This is a genomic window from Paenibacillus sp. GP183 (genome assembly GCF_900104695.1).
In the GTDB taxonomy this organism is placed as follows: Bacteria; Bacillota; Bacilli; order Paenibacillales; family NBRC-103111; genus Paenibacillus_AI.
Genome location: NZ_FNSW01000001.1, coordinates 4,745,903 through 4,760,207 on the forward strand (window position 1 = coordinate 4,745,903; position 14,305 = coordinate 4,760,207).

Consider the following 14,305-nt stretch of genomic DNA (forward strand, 5'->3'; position numbering starts at 1 on the left):
CTTGAAATTTGTTTTTGTACATTATATGATGGTTGAAGGATTGATTTTTTTCTGCGGCTAATTCCATTTTCTGTCCTCATACTAAGTTGTAGTTTCGAGCAAACTATGAACTGCATTCATTTTTCGAGGCAGATTGTGTAATTTTTCACAAAGTACAAAAATAGACAAAAAACACGGATATGGAAGTGACAGAGACATGAGTCGAATACCAAGAATCGTCATCCTGGGAGCAGGATATGGTGGAATCGTTACAGCGATTCGTCTGCAAAAAGAGCTGAATTATAATGAAGCCGACGTTACACTTGTCAATAAGCACGATTACCATTACATCACCACCCACTTGCATATGCCTGCTGCCGGAACGGACAACCCTGAGAATGCGCGTGTCGATATCTTAAAGCTGATTGATGAGTTTAAGGTCGATTTTGTAAAATCTACCGTTACACAAATTCGTCCGCATGAAAAGAAAGTTATTTTGGAGGACGGCACACTTTCTTTTGATTATCTGGTTATCGGGCTGGGCGGAGAGCCGGAAACCTTTGGCATTCCCGGACTTAAAGAATATGCGATGAATATTCGCAGCATCAATAGCGTCAGACTCATTCGCGAGCACATTGAGTATCAATTTGCCAAGTTCAAGCGTGAACCGGATCGCAAGGATTACCTGACCTTTGTCATTGGCGGCGCAGGCTTTACCGGCATCGAGTTCATTGGAGAGCTGGCGGACCGTATTCCAGAGCTTTGCAAGGAATTTGATGTCGATCCATCGTGGGTGAAAATTTATAACGTTGAAGCTGCGCCGACCATGCTTCCTGGTTTTGACCCTGAACTTGTCGAATACGGAATGAAGGTTCTTGAGCAAAAAGGCGTTACCTTTAAAATCGGAGTTGCGATTAAAGAATGTACCCCGGAAGGCGTGCTTTTAGCTGGAGATGAGTTCATTAAATCGACTACAGTGATTTGGACCGGCGGTATTCGCGGCAACCATATGCTGGAGGATGCCGGCTTTGAAACGATGCGCGGAAGAATTAAGGTCGATGAATATCTGCGTTCACCGCAATTTGAAAATATATATATTGTAGGGGATTGCTCCATCGTGATGAACGACGAAGGCAGGCCTTTCCCGCCAACTGCCCAAATTGCTACGCAACAAGGCGAGGCTTGCGCTCACAATTTGATCGCATCCATTCGTAATACACAGCCGAAGCCGTTCAAATTTTCAAATAAAGGCGTTGTGGCTTCTCTGGGTAAAGGGGAAGCGATCGGTATCGTAGGTTCACGTAAACTCAAGGGAAATACGGCTGCAATTATGAAAAAAGTTGTTGATATGAGATACCTTTACATTATTGGAGGCATACCCCTGGTTATCCGCAAAGGTCGGTTCTAGAACGGAGAATTTCCATGAGACACTGCAGTGTCCAAGTTAGAGGACTCCTAACCCGAGATGAATTGGACCGCTATAATGCTTTGATGGATGTGGGCCATTTTTTGGAGAGTTCAAGCAGATACGATCTGGTTGCTGTTATTCAAAAAGAAATCGATATCCTCATATTGCCTGCGATTGAACGGTTGAAAGAAAAAGGCCGGCAGCGTGACCGCGATACGGAAGAATACCTGGCCCGCAAAGCTCAGATAGAAGCGGAGCTCGCTGCGATCCGGGATGAGGATGAAGAGTGAATTAGAGGGAAGCTGCGCTTTTAAGCGACAAGCTTCCTTTTTGTTTCATTTTAAAGGCTCAGCAGTTTGTTAAAGCCATCTTGATTCAGGATATTGCCGACATAGAAATCACCGAATTCTCCATATCTTGCACTGACTTCATCAAAGCGCATTTCGTAGACCAGCTTCTTGAATTGAAGGGCATCCTCGGCAAATAAGGTGACTCCCCACTCCCAATCGTCCAGGCCAACGGAACCCGTGATGATTTGTTTCACTTTTCCGGCATAAGTACGGCCGATCATTCCGTGGCTGCGCATCATCGTTTTGCGGTCTTCGGCCGGGAGCATATACCAGTTATCGCTGCCTTCGCGGCGTTTATTCATCGGATAGAAACAAATATGTCTCGCCTTCGGAAGAATCGGCTTCAGTCTGGCCGCAAGCTCCGGATCGTCCATGGGATCTATTCCAGGCTTCGCTAGATAACTGCTTAGTTCCACTATAGATACATATGAGTACACAGGGATTGTAAAATCAGCAAACGCCGATTTATTAAACGCGTTCTCAAGCTCATTAAGCTCTTCCAAGGTTTCACGCATATGCATAAACATAAAATCGGCCTTTTGCCCGACGATGCTGTATACGGCGGTACTTCCAGTTTTATCGTTTTCTATTTGCTGCCACTCGTTCAAGAAAGCTTCAAGCTCCTCCTGTGCAAGCTTACGGTGCTTAGGATCTGCGGCTTTCCATGCATTCCAGTCAATCAAGCGGAAATCATGCAGAGCATACCAGCCCTCCAGCGTTTGTACGGCTTCACTCATCGCGGTGTCACTCCCTTATTCATATGTACAGGCCATCGGCTTAAATTCCACTTCATTGTATCCAATTCCCTGCGAAAGGGCAAATGAACAAAGCATGGCGGCGAAAAAGTTCATTTTGTGTACACTTTACCTTGGGTATTGCGTGGATTACAATAATGGGAGAACGATTCTCAAGGAGCTGAAAGTTTTTGATACAATTAATGATCGTGACGGTGCTGCTGCTCGTCTTGTTTTTTGGAATTGGCTTCATTTTAAATATGCTGATGAAGACCACTTGGTTTCCGATTTATGCTTATTTTGCAGTGGTCATCATTTTCGTTGTGTATTGGGGGACCGCGGGGTCATTAACCAGCAATGTATCCGGCTACACCTATGCAGATTATATTCCTGCTGTTGGCGGTCTTGTTGGAGCTGTTTTAAGCGGATCTGCGATCAAGGCACTGCGTGTGCGTGGGTTTAAAATGTTTTAAGAATGGACCAATAATCTTGATTAAAATGGGTCACTCTAAAAGGGAAAGCAATTTTTTCAATTGGAGGTAAGCCCATGCCCAAAATAGAGGTTAACGGTACAGTACTGCATGTTCATAAAACCGGCAAGGGAATCCCGATCGTGTTTATTCATCCGCCGCTGCTCACAATTGAAACGTTTAATTACCAAAAAGCGCAGCTTTCGGATGAGTTTGAGGTGATCACGTTTGATATCCGCGGTCATGGTGAAAGCAAACCGTCCGAACGTAAACTGACCTATCCTCTGATCGCGGAAGATATGAGACAACTGCTTGATGCATTGGATATAGAAAAAGCCTACTTTTGCGGATATTCCTCTGCGGGTGCCATCGTGCTCGAGGCGCTTATGGCCTACCCTGAGAGAACTCTAGGTGGCATTATTGTCAGCGGCATGGCGGAGCTCAGTGTCGGTTTGCACCGAGGTGCGGCTTGGCTGTCGGCCCAAATGTCTTCGATTCGGCCGCTGCGTTCTCTTGTGTCGGCTGCAATATCACTGGGCAACGCCGATATGAGGCTCACCTTCCAAAATTTGCGAAGGAGCTCCTTGCGGGGGGACCCCCGTAACCAGCAGCAATATTTTGAATACAGCCGCCGTTATAATTACGTAAACAGGCTGCACAGCATACAAAAGCCTGTGTTATTGATATATGGTCAAAATGACACCACTTATCACAGTTACGCACATCTGCTGCATGAAAGGCTGCCGAATAGTTCCTTATATTTTATTAAGGACGGGCAACACCATATCCCCATCAAGCACGCATCGCGGATGAATGATCTCATCCGGCTGTGGGTTCAAAGCCTTGATGATCAAGTCATCGATCGAAATGAGCTTGATTTGAAAATAGCGAAAAAACTCAATCCAGAGATGTATTTACACGAAGAAGATCTTCAAAAAGATTTGCCCGTAAGCTAGGCCGGAATATTGAAGAGACCTGACCGCGAAGCAGGTTTTTTTGTGCTGATATGAAAGTATAAGTTTTTCTAAACTTATATAGCTCCGCATCAACCTTGAAAAACCCGCTCGTCGTTTAGGACGGTGTAGCCGTTTATCCTTGGTTCTCGGATGCATCTATTTGTGGTAGACTGATAGAGAGTTAGTTAAGTAATAGACTTTGATTTTGGCAGGATGGAGCTTAGAGATATGCGAATTACGAATATGCTGCATTTTACGGAAAATCATCGTTTCTGTGTGAATCGCGACTTTTCTTTAAGCGGCTTGGACTACAAAATGCTGACCATGATGTACCAGCCAATGGTTGGTGCATATGCCATAACCCTCTATCAAACACTGTCCCAACAGCTAAGCTCCGAGCGGACAGGATACTCCCCATTAGAGCAGCAGCGGAGGCTGTTTCTGATGCTGGAGCTGGAGCAGGGGGAACGCGGACGCAAATTTTTCATCGAGCAATCCTCGAAGCTTGAAGCGATCGGGCTGCTGCAGACATCGAGAAAGTATATAGCTGCAGAAGAGGATTATATGTATGAATATACACTGTTTGCACCGCTAAGCCCGAATGAATTTTTTCGCAACCAGCATCTGACGCTGCTGCTTAGGGATAAGGTAGGCAAGTTCATGCTGCTTGCCCTGAGGGACGAGCTGTTATCGCCAGAGCCGGAAGAAAGCCGCGGCGAGAATTCGGAGAATCTATCGGTACCCTTCTATGATCTATTCCAACTGAACACGCAGGTGATCGATTATGAGCTGGAACAGGCTTTGTATGAAGCTTCAGCGGCTAAACACACGGATCCCCACCTTGATGTATCGACTAAAGGCTTTGAATATGCCGATATCATCATGCGTTTTCCGCGTGGATCAAGCAACCGAATCTTTGTAGAGGCGTTAAAGCATAAGCCGGATCAAATGGTTTCCATCAATATTGCGGCCAAAAAATATAATTTATCCTTGCAGGAAACATGTCGGCTGCTGGACGAAGATGGTGTTTTCACCGAAGAGGGCATGCTGCTGACCGATAAGCTGCAATACAATGCCAATTTATTTTACAGGCAGAATAAAAAGCGGACCGAGGAGAGAGAACGCGTACTCGCTAGATCGGATGATCGTGCATCCGGTGGGCAGGAAGCCTCACAGGAGAACGAGCAGTCTGGGGAAAAATCCGTGGAGATGCAATATTACCTGGAGGTCCCGACACAGTTGCGGAAGGAATGCACGGACCATCAATACAACTACATTTTGCGTAATGAGCCTTATACCTATGTGCTGAAGAAGTTTTTCACCCAAGGCTCAATCCCGGACGGTGTGCTTAATATTTTTGAAAAAATTGATTTGAATTATAAATTGAATGAGGAAGTCATTAATGTCCTTATCCATTTTCTACATATTGACCGCCGTTCTTGGGCGAAGTCATCGATTGAAGCCGTGGCGTCCGATATGCTGGGCAAGCAGGTTGTAAGCTATGAGCAGGCCGTTGATTATGTGCGTGAGAAGCTGCGTTTTAAAGAGAAGGCCCAATCCAAAGTGGAAGCGGCCAAATCAGGCGGAAGCTCGGCTACGCGCGGCAGGCAGGGCAATAAGCAGAAGCCGAATATTCCCATCATTCAGGATTCCGCTCAAGCCTTAAGACTCACAGACGAAGAATTGGAAATCATGCGAAAAAGAGCTCAAAAGCTTGATGAGAAATTCAATCGGTAACACAGCAGCCCGCATGCATATGAAGTTAGGAGTAGTGTCCATTGGAATCCCTGTCTAATCTGTTAAAATCAATGCCAAACTCCGAATGGAGAAAAATTGCGGAAGCCAAAGTTAATCTGGTTCTCAATGATCCTCTCATTCACAATTTTCGCCAAAAACATCCGGAAGTCGACGATTATACCTTAAAAATTAACATGAACAAACTGTATCAACACGTGACCGAGAATAAAAATTGCGCAAACTGCCCCGGGCTCGAGCTCTGCCCGAATGATATGCAGGGACATTACACCTTGCTTGATGCGGAAATATTAAATGGGCGGCCTTTTGTACATGAAGAGAAAGTAGCCTGCAAGCTGTTCACAGCTAAACAAATGCAGGATGCGATCAGCAATCGGATACATACCTTCCACGTTGATCCCCATGTATTCAGCCGAGCATATTCCTATGGCGATATTTTGGAAAAGGATTTGGACCGGGCAAAGGCTGTAGACCAAATCAATCATTATGTGGAAAAAACGATCGATAACGGACTGCAAAACACCGGTCTCTATCTGGTGGGTTCGTTTGGAACAGGGAAAACTTTCCTCATGTGCTATATGCTTTATCAGCTGGCGAAAGTCGGTATGACCGGCGCTATCGTCTATACACCTGACTTCGCGGAGGACCTGAAGGGTATGTTCCAAGAGCCTTACAAGCTGAAGGAGACGATAGATCTGCTGAAGGATGTGGATTTGCTTGTGTTCGATGATATCGGAGCCGAGAACCTGAATCCATGGCTGCGAGACCATGTGATGGGGGCAATCCTCAATCATCGGATGAACCGCAAGCCGACCTTTTTCACTTCGAACTATGACTTATCCGGGCTGGAGAAGCATTTCAGCTTCACCAACAAAGACGGAGACGAAGAATTCAAGGGCCAACGCATCATGGACCGAATTCGCCCATTTGTCGATTTGGTGCATGTGAAGGGTTCGAACAAGCGTGGAAGCTAAGACTGTTTACTTGGTTTTTTCCATAAAAAAGAAGCTGCTCTTATGGTCAATTGGACCATTTGGCGCAGCTTCTTCACATAGGCACTTCGTTCATTAACCTCTCATCATTGTAATTATAGTGGCCACAATGCCCATGAGCAGCAAGAAACCGAAAAAAGCGCCGAATCCAATGGCTGTATCCATGAAATCATTGCGCGGCTCCTCATTCACATGAAGCTCCGGGTGTTTAGGATCACTCATGCTTGTACCCCCTTCATAACGTTCAAAATTGGTTGTATGCATAGTATACCCAACTTCAACAAACCTTGTAAAGGCAGAGGAAGTGACAATTATGCAAACACTGCATTATGTTGGCATGCTGGGCTGTGGAAACTGCTCCAGTGTCCTAGGGTTGTGTCTTGGGCATCCGGTTCAAAGATGCCCGAGCAATAGCCAAAGCGGTAACACCTTTGGCTAGACACCGCGAAGCGGTTATCTTTTGACCTGCTCTTGCTCTTCCCCTTGCTCTTGCTCTTGCTCTTGCTCTTGCTCTTGCTCTTGCTCGTGCTCTTGCTCGTGCTCTTGCTCGTGAACTTGCTCGTGAACTTGCCCTTGCTCTTGCCCTGCTCTAGCTGTAAGCGTGTCCGATTGAACGTGCTTTGCCTAGGCAAAGTACGTTCAATCGGACGTCAAGCGCTCCCAACACCCTGGCTCCATACCCCAACCTACCGTTGCTCATTGACCGAGCCCTATAGTCGTCCAGGGGACGTTACCCCTGGGGTCCCCCTTTTAGGGGGATTTAGGGGGTTGGCCCTAGGGGTGTGGGGAGGTGAAAAATGTTTTAAGAAAAAAGATTTACATTTTGCCCTTGACCCTGACATTAGTGTCATGGTTTATAATAAACTTATATCAACCAAAGGGAGGCGGCCCATAGATGCGAATCGGAGAACTTGCTCAGGAAACAGGTGTCAGCATACGCTCATTACGCTACTATGAAGCCAAGCACCTGATTGTATCGGATAGGGAAGAAAACGGATATCGCATTTACAATAAAACCGCAGTGGAGCGAGTGAAGACGATTCAGTTTTATTTGAGCCTTGGTTTTAATACGGATGAGATTGAGAACTTTTTGAACTGTGTGATGGTCAGCAGGGAAGCCTTCTGTGAACAAATTTTACCCATGTACGAACAGAAGCTCCAAGTCATTGATAAGCAGCTCCATCAACTGAATCAGGTTCGCTCCAATCTGCTCGAACGGATTGAGTTTATCAAGGAAGATCAGAAGCAGCAGGTACCTCTACACACATCCGAACGCTGAAAAGCAGAGGGTGAAAACCTCTTTTTCCATGGTAATTGCGAACTACCCACGATTCCCGCAGGCTGTCCGTTTGGTTGAAATGCACTTGCTTTGTGGTATACTTTAGTATGGTGACAAATCAGTAGTGATCTACTGGATGATCATAAATTCATTCAAATATAAGGAGGAAACAATCATGTCGATTGTAAATGTATCCGACCAAAGTTTCAAAAGCGAAGTAGAAGGCGAAGGCGTAGTGCTTGTGGATTTCTGGGCACCATGGTGCGGACCTTGTAAAATGATTGCGCCCGTTCTTGAGGAACTGGACAAAGAGATAGATGCTTTGAAAATTGCCAAATTGAACGTGGATGACAATCCGGAATCCGCTTCGCGTTTCGGGGTCATGAGCATTCCTACATTAATCGTGTTCAAAGATGGACAGCCTGTAGATAAAGTGGTGGGCTTCCAATCCAAGGATGCACTGAAAAATGTAGTATCCCGTCATCAATAATCGGAGCCTTCGAATCTAAGATTCGAAAATCCGTGAGAAAAAGCTCTTTTTCTGCTATGCTGAAAAAGGGCTTTTTTCGTTTTTTTGAAAGGAGAAGAACGGGTATGCTTGAACAAGAAACTATACGCCATAAGCTTTCGCTGCTGCCGGATAAGCCGGGCTGCTATCTCATGAAAAATGCAGAAGGCACGATTATCTACGTGGGAAAAGCCAAGGTGTTAAAAAATCGCGTACGCTCCTATTTCAGGGGCAGCCATGACGCAAAAACGCAGCTGCTGGTCAGCGAAATCCGCGATTTCGAATATATTGTGACCTCCAGCAATATGGAGGCACTGATTTTAGAGTGCAATCTGATCAAGAAGCATCATCCGCGTTATAACGTTTTGCTGAAGGATGACAAAACGTTCCCTTATATCAAGATCACGCACGAGGAGCACCCGCGGCTGGAAGTTACGCGGCGGGTATTCAAGGATAAGGGCAAATATTTCGGCCCTTATCCCAATGCTTTTGCGGCCCAGCAGACCAAGAAGCTGCTGGACCGCTTGTATCCGCTGCGCAAGTGCAAGACATTGCCCGATAAAGTATGCCTATACTTTCATATTGGGCAGTGTCTGGGACCTTGCGTGCAGGAAGTATCCGCGGCAGAGAATGAGCGGATGGTGCTTGAGATCACCCGTTTCCTGAACGGGGGACATCATGAGATCAGGAGCGAGCTGCAGACCAAGATGATGGCCGCTGCCGAGAATCTTAATTTTGAGCGCGCCAAGGAGCTGCGTGATCACATCGTCAATATCGACGCAGTGATGGAGAAGCAGAAGATCACGACCATTGATGCCGTAGACCGCGATGTGTTCGGCTATGTCGTTGAAAAAGGCTGGATGAGCGTGCACATCCAGTATATGCGCCAAGGTAAGCTGATTGAGCGGCATGTATCGCTGTTTCCGTATTACGGAGAAGAGTATGAAGATTTTATTTCTTATGTCACACAGGTGTACAGCGACAATCCTGCACTGCCCAAAGAAATATTTTTGCCGGGACCGCCGGAGCTGGAGCCCGGAGCTGTACCTGACGGAGTAACCCAAACTACGGAAGTTGGGGAAAAGGATGTTAAGGAAGCGCTGGAAGCATGGCTGAAGCTGAAGGTGCTGTTTCCTCAGCGTGGGCTTAAAAAGCAGATGGTCGAAATGGCAAGGGACAATGCCCGTGAAGCATTAGAGGAGAAGTTCAGAATGGTTGAGCGGGACGAGAAACGTTCGGTTAAAGCGGTTGAGAATCTTGGAGAATGGCTGGGAACAACGGCTATAAATCGCATTGAAGCCTTCGATAATTCCAATATCCAAGGATCGAACCCTGTCTCCGCGATGGTTGTATTCGTTCATGGGAAGCCGGATCGCAAGGAGTATCGCAAATATAAGGTGAAAACCGTACAAGGTCCAGACGATTACGAGACGATGCGCGAGGTCATCCGTCGACGCTATGAGCGAGTGCTGAAGGAGAATCTGCCGATGCCCGATCTGATAGTTGTCGACGGCGGCAAAGGCCAAATCTCTGCAGCCGTTGACGTGCTGGAGAACGAGCTGGGGATCTTTGTTCCGGTTTGCGGACTTGTGAAGGACGCCAAGCATAAGACCGCGCAGCTAATGATTGGCGATCCAGCAGAGGTCGTTCCGCTTCCGCGCGACAGCCAGGAATTTTATTTGCTGCAGCGCATCCAGGATGAGGTCCATCGATTCGCCATTACATTTCATCGGGAGACGAGAGCAAAGTCTATGGTGGTATCGAAGCTCGATGCCATACCGGGGATTGGCGAGAAGAGAAGGAAGCTGCTGCTCAAGCACTTTGGATCCGTGAAACGGATTAAAGAAGCCAGGATCGAGGATTTTCGCTCATTGGGTATCGGCGAAAAACTGGCGGGGGAAATTCTGCTTGCCCTTCAAGATGCCGTTGAAGTTCCAAACCCTCAAGATATGTAAATGAGCATTTTGCATAATTCGATTTTTGACTTAAAAAGGGAAAAAACTAATAACCTCAGGGCTATTGCGTAGCTGGATTCTAAAAATAGGCAGACCTGCAGAATTTCGTGTTTGCTAATTTTTCAAACTGCTGCTACTTGGATCTTTCTAGAAGCAACGGAAAGGGCAGATACAAGCAGTACAATGGCATTCAGATACTGGTGAGTCGTTACTTTCTGAATACCCCAGACATGCATGTCGTCTGCCGTAAGATAAGTTTTCATTCTGGAGTTGCATCGTTCTACGCTGGTGCGTTCGTTGTAAAGCTCTTTCCAGCGCTTTGTGTCCCGATGCGGGCTGCAATAACGCCGGAGATCGTCCTTTACATCTACTTTAACGACCATGCCATAGTTGGAAGATGAACAGGCGGCCATGCCTAACGGACACTCGACTTTGCCTACAGCGTGAGGACAACGGAACTTCAAGTAATCGCCGTCAGCGCCCCAGTATGTCATGGAGAACCCCATCGAGCAACATGGCGTTCCGTTTGTTGTCATTGCAGCAGGCGGTTCTTTTTCTCCTCGGGGGTTGAGGGGGATAATGGCTTGCGCCCTCACGTTTCGAGCGGCTTCGTAAACCTTCATTTGGTCGTAGCCCGCATCAAGCATGAAGAATTGTGTGTTCGTTTTAACAGCTACTTTCTCAATCAGACCGGGCGCCATCTCCCCGTCATTGACATGCGCCGGCGTGACTTCCAGTGCTAGCGGAAGCTCACTTTTCGTGTCTACAGCTAGATGGAGCTTATAGCCGAACCAAGTCATTTTGTTGCCGAATGAATCAAACTTCGCACCCCAGTTCGCATCGCCGGTCTGCTCACTTTTGCGCTTGGGCTGCTTCTTCTCATAAGAATGGATGGCGGCGCTGTCGATCGCGACATGGCTGCCGTCGATGATGCCCTCATGCTGGCAGCGTTTGACCAAATCCTCGAAAAGCTGCTTTGCCAAGTTTTTCTTGGTCAACACGGCGAAGACTCGGCTTAGCGTAGAGACAGACGGCGCTTCGCGATCTAGCGGAAGTCCACACTGATAGCGAAATCGAAGATCCGTTTCCAGCCGATGATGCAAACCAGTAAACGTATGGATGTGCTCGAGCGGTGCAGCTAGAAGCGCACGTAGCAAACCTTCTCTACAGTGGCCGTCAGCGCCTCGGGGTGAACGACTTCTCAACTCTTTGGCGTAAGGACGAAGATCGAGAACGCTAAAAAAGATTGGTAATCGATCTTTTGATTGCATTTTCAGCAGATCCTCAAAGGAAAATAGACTTTCTTGGAGAATATACAAGGTGACTTCCTCCGTTCTTGGGTTTTTGGTTTGGTCACCGAAAAACTTCGCCAAGTTGGGGTGAAGTCCCTTTTTTTATGCCTCAAAATCCTTGCGTATCAAGGGCTCATGTTAATGCAAAATGCTCAAATAAATGCTGGGGAAATCCAGAGACCAGCAATGAATACCGGAGGAGCTCAGGCCTGCCGGTATTTTGCGTTTAACCTTGGTTCGTTTTGCCGTAGAAGGCAGTCAGCGATTATAATGAAGGCACACGCAGTAAGGGCAAGGAGGGATGGAGCCGTGAAACAGGTTTCACTGCGTCTGCGTATGACTGCCAGTATTCTATTAATTACGGTTGCGGCATTCGTCATAATCGGAGTTACTAGCTATGCTGGTACTATTGTTCCATTTGAAGATTTTGAAGCACCCTTGCAAGCTCTTTTAAGCAAAACCGTACTTGCCATAGCCATAGCCATTGCCCTTATAGCAGGTCTTTTGATTGTTCTGCTCAATCGCGAAATCATTCTGATCAGGAAGCTTGTAACCACCAATAGAGATATTATCGAGCAAAAACAAGTTCAGGCGGATTTAATAAAAGCCAAGCAAGAAGCCGAAGATGCAAATCAAATGAAAGGGGAGTTTGTGGCGCGTATCAGCCATGAAATAAGGACTCCACTCAGCGGTATAATCGGATTAGCCCAATTAATGCAAAAAACGGCAATGAACGATATTCAAAAAGATTATCTGGACAAAATGCTAAGCTCCTCCTATGCAATGCTCGCCATTATTAATGAAATTCTCGATTTCTCCAAGGTTGAAGCCGGTAAGCTGGAGCTGGAAAGCATCTCTTTCTCACCGGAGTGGCTGCTTGGCAAGGTTGCCGATATGATTGGTGTATTTCTTATTGAAAAGGATCAATTCGATTTCATTGTGGAAGTGGAGGATTCGCTGCCTGGTGCCTTGCTCGGTGACCCAACCCGGCTGGAACAAATCTTGCTTAATTTATGTTTTAATGCCATCAAATTCACCGAGAAGGGCCATGTTATATTGAAGGTGGAAGGGTCGAGCTCTTCCGATAATACAGTGGAGGTTCGATTCTCGGTTGAAGATACGGGAATTGGTATGACTGCGATGCAAATAGAGCGTCTCTTCACGCCCTATACTCAAGGAGATGACTCGACCAGCCGCAAATATGGGGGAACTGGATTAGGCCTATTTATCTCCAAAAGCTTGATTGAGATGATGGGCGGCACATTGGAGGTGGTAAGTGAACCGGGTCAAGGAAGCTGTTTCTATTTTATTCTTAGGCTCCAAGCGGGAATCGGCAACGAGAGGGAGGTAAACATGCTGCTGCCCAAAGAATTCAGGCATCATCCGGTCTGGTTGGTCGAGGATGGTCCGAGAATGCGTACGCATCTTAGCCGGATTATTGCAGGCTTCTCTTTACAGGCTGTGGAATTTGCGGCTTGGAAGGAGGCGCTTGAAAGCCTTTTGGAGGGAAATGCTCCTGAGGGAACAGTGATGCTGCTCGATATGGAAGCGACCGACATGTTTGGCCATGAAACCTTCTATGAGTTGAGACAAGCAGCAGCCAAACGGGGAGTGTATACTCTGGCTATGACCTCCGCTTACGGCCGTGAGGAGTTGAATCGGATGCCGCCATCCCTTAAACCTGATGGGATTCTGGTCAAGCCTATCCATAGAATCGACCTGCATCAGGCTTTGCTATCCCTATTTGATGGAAAGCAATCCGAGCCTGCATCGATGAAAAATAAAAGTCCGGATCCGGCACCGCTCTTAAAAGGACGAATACTTTTGGCCGACGACTATGAGATTAATCGACAGGTTGCTATTACACTGCTCGAAAGCCATGGATATGAAGTAAAAGTAGCATTGAATGGATTTGAATTGTTAACCATGCTGGAAGAATCCGGGTGGGATTTGATCCTGATGGATATTCAGATGCCGAAAATGGACGGCAGGGAAGCGACACGCCGAATTCGACAGGATCCTCGCTTTGAGAAGCTGCCGATTATTGCGATGACAGCTTATGCGACGACCGAGGAACTTACTTCTTTTCTTGAAGTTGGCATGAACGATGCACTGATCAAACCCATTGAAGAAGGACCTTTGCTGGCGGCCATTGACCAATTGCTGGCGAAGTCAAGAAGCAGGAAGCTTGATGCCGCGAAGAAGCAGCCAGCTGGCCAAGAAGAAATTCCGATTTTTCTTGAGAATCTTGCCGGCATACAAGCAAAGGATGCGCTCACGAGAATCAATGGAAAAGTGCCCATCTTTATGCATATGCTGCAAACATTCAAGCGAGATTTCTCCGATCATGAAAAGAAAATCAGGGAGGCTTATGAACAAGGCGAGCAGCAGGAATTGATGCATTTTTTACATTCTTTACGGGGTGCTGCAGGGACAATTTCCGCAAGAGATCTGTATATGGCAGCAGGCAGGCTGGAGGATTTTTTTGAATCCGATCCAGATGATGAAGCCCAATGGAGCCGTCTTTTGGATGAAGTCTCAAGCGCACTGCGTGAAATTATCGGTTCCTTGGAGCAGCTGGATGACTGAACTTGTAGGGCCTATATCAACTATAGTATATTAAAAAA

Annotated in this window: 13 protein-coding genes; 10 read left to right on the forward strand and 3 right to left on the reverse strand. The window is 46.8% G+C overall.

Translation table 11 applies throughout. From position 1 onward, the window contains the following. Positions 1-196: 196 nt before the first annotated feature. A complete protein-coding gene (locus BLV33_RS23560; protein ID WP_090797634.1) occupies positions 197-1,387 on the forward strand; it encodes an NAD(P)/FAD-dependent oxidoreductase in 1,191 nt (396 codons plus the stop codon). 14 nt (positions 1,388-1,401) lie between these two features. Continuing rightward, on the forward strand, positions 1,402-1,677 hold the full coding sequence (locus BLV33_RS23565; RefSeq protein ID WP_090797636.1) for a hypothetical protein: 276 nt from the start codon (positions 1,402-1,404) through the stop codon (positions 1,675-1,677). Between the two features lie 50 nt (positions 1,678-1,727). Here the strand turns inward: BLV33_RS23565 and hemQ are convergent, their stop codons facing one another. Beyond that, complete coding sequence (gene hemQ, locus BLV33_RS23570) at positions 1,728-2,474, reverse strand: hydrogen peroxide-dependent heme synthase (RefSeq protein ID WP_090797638.1); 747 nt, start codon at positions 2,472-2,474, stop codon at positions 1,728-1,730. 188 nt (positions 2,475-2,662) lie between these two features. Between hemQ and BLV33_RS23575 the strand changes: the two genes are divergently transcribed. The 4 genes from BLV33_RS23575 to dnaI all read left to right on the forward strand — a co-directional run bounded on the left by BLV33_RS23575 (position 2,663) and on the right by dnaI (position 6,626). After that, complete coding sequence (locus BLV33_RS23575; RefSeq protein ID WP_171909270.1) at positions 2,663-2,944, forward strand: YuiB family protein; 282 nt, start codon at positions 2,663-2,665, stop codon at positions 2,942-2,944. Positions 2,945-3,018: 74 nt separating this feature from the next. Further along, a complete protein-coding gene (locus BLV33_RS23580; RefSeq protein ID WP_090797640.1) occupies positions 3,019-3,897 on the forward strand; it encodes an alpha/beta fold hydrolase in 879 nt (292 codons plus the stop codon). Between the two features lie 228 nt (positions 3,898-4,125). Then, positions 4,126-5,634, forward strand: coding sequence for a replication initiation and membrane attachment family protein (locus BLV33_RS23585; protein ID WP_090797641.1), 1,509 nt, complete (start codon positions 4,126-4,128; stop codon positions 5,632-5,634). 41 nt (positions 5,635-5,675) lie between these two features. Next, on the forward strand, positions 5,676-6,626 hold the full coding sequence (dnaI, locus tag BLV33_RS23590) for a primosomal protein DnaI (protein ID WP_090797642.1): 951 nt from the start codon (positions 5,676-5,678) through the stop codon (positions 6,624-6,626). Between the two features lie 93 nt (positions 6,627-6,719). Here dnaI and BLV33_RS23595 read toward each other — a convergent pair whose 3' ends face one another. Continuing rightward, positions 6,720-6,866 (reverse strand): YqzM family protein, encoded by a 147-nt coding sequence (locus BLV33_RS23595; RefSeq protein ID WP_090797644.1) that lies wholly within the window; start codon positions 6,864-6,866, stop codon positions 6,720-6,722. 673 nt (positions 6,867-7,539) lie between these two features. Here BLV33_RS23595 and BLV33_RS23600 point away from each other — a divergent pair. The 3 genes from BLV33_RS23600 (at position 7,540) to uvrC (ending at position 10,386) form a co-directional block, all read left to right on the forward strand. Further along, positions 7,540-7,923 carry a MerR family transcriptional regulator gene (locus BLV33_RS23600; protein WP_090797646.1) on the forward strand — a complete coding sequence of 128 codons (384 nt, stop codon included), beginning with the start codon at positions 7,540-7,542 and terminating at the stop codon, positions 7,921-7,923. 175 nt (positions 7,924-8,098) lie between these two features. Then, the gene (gene trxA / locus BLV33_RS23605; RefSeq protein WP_090797648.1) at positions 8,099-8,413 is read left to right on the forward strand and encodes a thioredoxin; all 315 of its coding nucleotides are present in this window, start codon (positions 8,099-8,101) and stop codon (positions 8,411-8,413) included. 104 nt (positions 8,414-8,517) lie between these two features. After that, entirely contained in the window at positions 8,518-10,386 is a 1,869-nt protein-coding gene (gene uvrC, locus BLV33_RS23610; RefSeq protein WP_090797650.1) for an excinuclease ABC subunit UvrC, read from the forward strand. A gap of 122 nt (positions 10,387-10,508) precedes the next feature. Here uvrC and BLV33_RS23615 read toward each other — a convergent pair whose 3' ends face one another. Then, positions 10,509-11,705, reverse strand: a complete 1,197-nt coding sequence (locus BLV33_RS23615; protein WP_090790057.1) for a transposase — start codon at positions 11,703-11,705, stop codon at positions 10,509-10,511. Positions 11,706-11,987: 282 nt separating this feature from the next. On the opposite strand from BLV33_RS23615, the gene BLV33_RS23620 reads away from it, so the two are divergent. Next, complete coding sequence (locus BLV33_RS23620) at positions 11,988-14,267, forward strand: response regulator (protein ID WP_171909271.1); 2,280 nt, start codon at positions 11,988-11,990, stop codon at positions 14,265-14,267. Positions 14,268-14,305: the final 38 nt, after the last annotated feature.

Coding starts and splice junctions, on each gene's coding strand:
- BLV33_RS23560 (WP_090797634.1), top strand. CDS start 197: ATGAGTCGAATACCAAGAATCGTCATCCTGGGAGCAGGATATGGTGGA.
- BLV33_RS23565 (WP_090797636.1), top strand. CDS start 1,402: ATGAGACACTGCAGTGTCCAAGTTAGAGGACTCCTAACCCGAGATGAA.
- hemQ (WP_090797638.1), bottom strand. CDS start 2,474: ATGAGTGAAGCCGTACAAACGCTGGAGGGCTGGTATGCTCTGCATGAT.
- BLV33_RS23580 (WP_090797640.1), top strand. CDS start 3,019: ATGCCCAAAATAGAGGTTAACGGTACAGTACTGCATGTTCATAAAACC.
- BLV33_RS23585 (WP_090797641.1), top strand. CDS start 4,126: ATGCGAATTACGAATATGCTGCATTTTACGGAAAATCATCGTTTCTGT.
- BLV33_RS23595 (WP_090797644.1), bottom strand. CDS start 6,866: ATGAGTGATCCTAAACACCCGGAGCTTCATGTGAATGAGGAGCCGCGC.
- BLV33_RS23600 (WP_090797646.1), top strand. CDS start 7,540: ATGCGAATCGGAGAACTTGCTCAGGAAACAGGTGTCAGCATACGCTCA.
- trxA (WP_090797648.1), top strand. CDS start 8,099: ATGTCGATTGTAAATGTATCCGACCAAAGTTTCAAAAGCGAAGTAGAA.
- uvrC (WP_090797650.1), top strand. CDS start 8,518: ATGCTTGAACAAGAAACTATACGCCATAAGCTTTCGCTGCTGCCGGAT.